This window comes from Mucilaginibacter sp. (assembly GCF_039935595.1).
Lineage (GTDB): Bacteria > Bacteroidota > Bacteroidia > Sphingobacteriales > Sphingobacteriaceae > Mucilaginibacter.
In genome coordinates this window covers 1-5,976 of record NZ_JBDTJZ010000040.1, presented here as the reverse complement: position 1 = coordinate 5,976, position 5,976 = coordinate 1, and the positions used below count along the sequence as shown (strand labels likewise).

General features: G+C 41.7%; 2 protein-coding genes. Both read left to right on the top strand.

Features of this window, described 5'->3' with window-relative positions:
• Positions 1–34 precede the first annotated feature (34 nt).
• A complete protein-coding gene (locus ABI367_RS02245; protein ID WP_462258003.1) occupies positions 35–4,426 on the top strand; it encodes a translocation/assembly module TamB domain-containing protein in 4,392 nt (1,463 codons plus the stop codon).
• 5 nt (positions 4,427–4,431) lie between these two features.
• The coding region (gene tamL, locus ABI367_RS02240) for a translocation and assembly module lipoprotein TamL (RefSeq protein ID WP_462229073.1) at positions 4,432–5,976 on the top strand (1,545 nt) is incomplete at its 3' end.

Below are 5,976 nucleotides of genomic sequence, written 5' to 3'. Positions count from 1 at the left end.
CTCCAAAATTAATGTTTACTACGGCAGCAATGAAATGACCGCCAAGGTAGATATGAACAAGTTTTTGGTGCAGATGGATAAGATAGACCTCATCAACAAAAAAGTAGGTATAAAAAACGTTGAGTTAAATGATACTAAAGCTGTACTAACATTTGCCAAACCAAAAACTTTGGTTAAGGCGGCAGTAAAGGCAATTAAAAAGCTGGATACACTGGTATCGGCGCAAAACAGCAAACCGTGGACAGCAACCATAGGCTCGGTTAAGTTTAATAACGACGATATTAAATATGACAATGAGGCCATGAACCCAATTGCGCAGGGGCTTGATTACGCACACATGCACGTTCGTAATTTAAATGCCGATGTGCAGGATATAGCGTTTAGTCCTGAGGTTACGTCAGGCAAGATCAATAATTTTACCTTCAATGAAAAAAGCGGGTTAACCGTTAAAAAATTCCATACCTCTTTTTATTACGGTTCTAAAAATGCCTACCTAAATAACCTGCTTGTAGAAACACCTCAAACTGTTTTGCAAAAAGAGGTGCAGGTTAGCTATCCATCAATAGCCGCTGTCAGCAAGAATATAGGATTGCTAAAAGTTAATGCCAATTTAAATGGCAGCAAACTAGCATTAAAAGATGTACTGTTGTTAATGCCAACCCTGAGCAGTTTGGAGCCGTTTAAAAGTTCGCCAAACGCGGTATTTCTTGTTAACGGAAAAGTAGCCGGGCAGGTAAGCAATTTAAAGGTTGATAATTTTGAAATTGCAGGGTTAAACAATACCCATATCAAAGCATCCGCAGTTATAAAAGGTTTACCTGATATTAATAAGGTTTATGCCGATGTTACACTGGCCGATTTTAATACCAGCCAAACTGATATTGCCAAACTGCTTCCGGCAGGCACTATACCAAAATCCATAAACATACCACCCTCCATGAATTTAAAGGGCACTTTTAAAGGCGGCATAAAAGATTTTACTACCAAATTAAATTTACGTTCGGCCTATGGTGCGGTTGATGTGGATGCCACAATGAAAAATGTCGACAACAAACGCAACGCATCTTATTCGGCCATAATAAAAGCCAATGACCTGAACGTTGGGATTATAACCAAACAGCCACAAATGTTGGGCAAAGTTACCATGACGGCCACTGTAAAAGGTGTTGGGTTAGACCCCAAAACCGCCAGCCTTCAATTTAGCGGCGATGTGGCGCAGGCTTATGTAAAAGGCTATACCTATAAAAACCTGGTACTTAAAGGTACGGCCAAAAACGGCAGCTATGTGGCCAATGCCCGCATGAAGGATCCTAACATTAACTTTAGTTTGGATGCTAAAGCCAATCTGAATAAAAAATACCCATCAGTTAGTGGCACTTTATTGGTTGATAGCATCAACCTGAAAAATTTGAACTTTACTTCGAATGAAATGCGTTTCCACGGTAAAATAGTTGCCGATGTGCCAACTGCCGATCCCGATTATTTGAATGCCAACATACAGGCTACCGACTTGCTGTTGGTTAATAATGGTAAGCGGCTACGCGTTGATTCGGTTAGTTTAATATCAACAGCCAATGCGGACAGCAGCACACTGCATTTAAAAACACCATTTATAACCGCACGGATGGGCGGCAAATATAAGTTGACACAAGTAGGTCCTGCGGTGCAGGATCTGATCAACAAATATTTTAATATGGATTTGGCCAGCGCTAATACAGCCAAATCCAAACCCGTTTATTCGGCGCAGCAGTTTACTTTTAATGTGCATATCAATAAAACACCGCTGGTAACTCAGTTTGCACCCGATTTAAAACAAATGCAGCCCATAGCCCTTGACGGCCGGTTTAACAGCGCTACCGGCGAATTTGTAGTGAACGGAGGTGTACCGAGGATTGTTTATGGTACCAATACTATTAACAACCTGAAACTGAATATCAACACCGCCAGCAACGCTTTAAATTATAGTGTTACTGCCGACGAAATCAAAGCAGGCTCATCAGTCGATTTGTTGAATACCAGTATTACAGGCAACGCCCAAAATAACAAGTTAAACGTCAGCCTACAAGTGCGCGACCTGACGAAAAAGGAACGTTACCGCATAGCAGGCGTGTTCAGCATTTTACCTAACCAATACCAGTTTAGCTTTGTACAAAATGGCTTGTTATTAAATTATATTCCGTGGACGGTTAACCCGGATAACGCGCTGCAATTCGGCAATGCCGGTTTACTGGCCCGCAACTTTACCATGACCAATGCCAACCAGGTATTAAGTGCCAATAGCACATCCAACGTAATGAATTCGCCTATAAAAGTGCAGTTTCAAAACTTCCAGATCGAAACACTTACCCGTATTGCCCAACAGGATTCATTACAGATGGGTGGCACCATTAACGGCGATGCAACTATCAGTAACCTACAAAAAGCCATGCAATTTACGGCAGCTTTAAACATCAATAACTTTAGCTTTAAAGGTGACACCGTGGGCAACATCGCATTGAAAGTAAACAACCAAACCGCCAACGCTTATACCGCCGACATGAGTATTACGGGTTATGATAACCAGGTAGATATGAGCGGCATATATTACACCGCCCCCGAAAGTAAATTCGACCTTAATCTTAATATTATAAGGTTAAATATGAAGAGTATACAGGGTTTTAGCTTTGGCGCTATTCGTAACTCCTCAGGCACGGTAACAGGACAGCTAAAAATTACAGGCACCACCACAGCGCCATCCATACGGGGAGATGTAAATTTTAATAAAGTGGGCTTTAATGTGGCAATGCTTAACTCCTATTTCACTATGCCGCAGGAAAGTATCACCTTTAATAATGACGGTATTCGTTTAAACGATTTTACCTTGGTTGATTCTACAGGCAATAAGGCCATAGTAACCGGCACGGTTTACACTAAAACCTATAATGATTTTAAGTTTGGGATAGATATAAACGCCAATAATTTCAGGGTAGTAAACTCGACCGCTGCTGATAATAAATTATTTTTCGGCAAGCTGTATGTAAACACCAACGTAAAAATACGCGGCGATATGAATAAGCCCGTAGTTGATGCCGATATTACTGTAAACGATAAAACAGACCTCACTATTGTATTGCCAGGCAGCGATCCGGGGGTTGAGGACCGTAAAGGCGTAGTAGAGGTTATTGACCAAAAAGCGCCTAAATTGGATTCGATACTGCTGGCCAAACAGTTGGATTCGCTTAAACATTCGAAGATGAAAGGTTTGGATGTTAATGCTACCATTAATGTTAGCAAAGGCGCAAATTTTAACGTAGTGATTGACCCGCGCAACGGCGATGTGGTGCATATAAAAGGCGAAGCACACCTTAATGGTGGTATTGACCCGAGCGGTAAAACAAGTTTGACCGGCACTTATGTGGTTGACGAAGGATCATATAACCTGGCTTATGCTACAGTTAAGCGTACTTTCAAATTTAAAAAAGGCAGCACCATTACCTGGACAGGCGACCCAACGAGCGCTAATATTGATTTGACCGCCGTTTATGTGGCAAATGTACCCCCTATTGATTTAGTGAGCGACCAGCTTGGCAGCGATGTACAAACCACCACCATGTACAAACAAAAACTGCCGTTTAATGTAAATCTGAATTTAAAAAACGAACTTTTAAAGCCCGACATTACTTTTGATATTGTGTTGCCTGATAGCACTTATACCGTATCGCCCGATGTTATATCAACCGTTGATGCGCGGCTATCACAAATACGCCAGGACCCTAACGAAATGAACAAACAGGTTTTGGGCGTGTTGGTATTAGGACATTTTATTGGCGATAATCCATTACAAAGCCTGGGCGGCAGCACGGGAGTAAATGGCCTGGTGCGTAACAGTGTAAGTAGTCTGCTATCTGACCAGCTAAACAAGCTTGCCGGGGATGCAATTGCAGGAGTGCAATTGAATTTCGACCTGACCTCAGGGGCAGACTATTCTACCGGGGTGCAGCAAAATCGTACGGATCTGAACGTAGGCCTCTCCAAACAGTTTTTAAACGATAGGCTAACGGTTACCGTGGGCAATAACTTTAACCTGGAAGGACAAAACCAGCCCGGGCAAAAAGCTACGGACATTGCGGGTAACTTATCCGTTAATTATAAACTTACACAGGATGGCCGCTACCTATTGCGTGCCTACCGTCGTGATGAGTTTATAGTAATACAGGGCCAGGTGGTTGAAACGGGTTTGGCTTTTTCATTAACCTACGAGTACAATCGTTTTAAAGAACTATTTAAGAAAAAGACTGCGGAAGATAAAGCCAAGGAAAAAGAGTATAAGAAAGATCAGAAGGAAAAGAAAAAAGAGCAAAAAAATGCGGAAAAAGAACATGACGCTACTGTAGCCGATGTAAAGCCATCCGATCAGCCTAAAGAACAAAAACAAATAGCTAACTGATATTGATGAATAAATTTACCTGTACATATATTTTAATAGCCGTTTTATTAAGCGCCTGCAGCACTACCAAATTTTTGCCGCCCGGGCAAAAACTGTATACCGGCGCCGATGTGAAAATTACAGACCAATTTGCCAAAAAAAGTGAAGCTAAAGCATTAAGTGATGAGCTGGAAGATCTGCTAAGGCCTAAACCAAATGGCAAAATACTGGGTCTGCGGGTTAAGCTGTACATCTACGAAAAAACAAAAACCAATAAACTGCGTGGCCTAAAACATTGGATCAACACCAAATTTGGTGAACCGCCAGTGCTGGCTAGTGCTGTTGACCTAAATAAAAATAGCAACATATTGCAAAACAGGTTACAAAACAAGGGATACTTTATAGCAGACGTTAGCGGCGATACTATAAGTAAAAAAAAGACAGCCAAAGCGGTATACACTATACAAACCGGCCCGGCATACCATTACCGCAAAGTGACATTCCCTGCGGAAACGGACGATCTGGACACCGCCATTACAGGCACTGCCAAGCAAAGCCTATTAAAAGTTGGCGACCAGTATAACCTGGATGTGATAAAGAACGAGCGCTTACGTATAGATGCGAGACTGAAAGAAAAAGGGTTTTACTATTTCTCGCCTGATGATATTATTATGCGGTACGACAGTACCATAGCCAACCATCAGGTTGACCTGTTTGTGAAAGTTAAAAACGAAACGCCCGAACGTGCCCGCTGGATATATTCCATCCGCAATATTTATGTTTACCCGAATTACTCCTTAAGAGATACATCGCTTAAAATAGATTCGGCCGAAAAATACCGCTGGTATAACGTGATCGATCCTCAGCATACTGTACGGCCGTTTTTATTTAAAAGCACAGTTTTACTGCATCCTAATGATGTTTATAACCGTACGGAGCATACTAAATCATTGAACCGGTTTATTGAGCTGGGGCCTTTTAGATATGTAAAAAACAGGTTTGAGGATGTTACCCCCGATTCGCCTAAACTGGATATCTATTATTTTTTAACCCAGTATAAACGCAAATCATTACAAGCCGAAATATTGGGGCGGCAAACATCAGCCAATTATAACGGCACACAAGTAAACCTCAATTTCAGGAACAAAAATACCTTTAAAGGCGGCGAACTGTTTACACTTACCTTATTTGGCAGTAGCGACATACAGTTTGGCAGCCGCAATAACGGGTACAACGTATATCAAACCGGTATAAAGCCATCGTTATCATGGCCCCGGTTTATAAGTCCCATTGATTTTACCAGTAATACGGCCTTTATACCGCGCACCATATTGAATACGGGGTACACCCTCATCAACCGCACCCAACTGTATACGTTAAATTCGTTCAACGCCTCATTTGGTTACCAGTGGAAACCTGACCTGCATAAACAGCATGATTTAAATATATTAGAGTTTACCTATACAAAAGCTGCAAACGTTACTCAAATTTATCGCGACAGTATTATAAAAACCCGCAACCCTGTACTAACACACGTTATTGATAACCAGCTTACGTTTGGGCCAACCTAT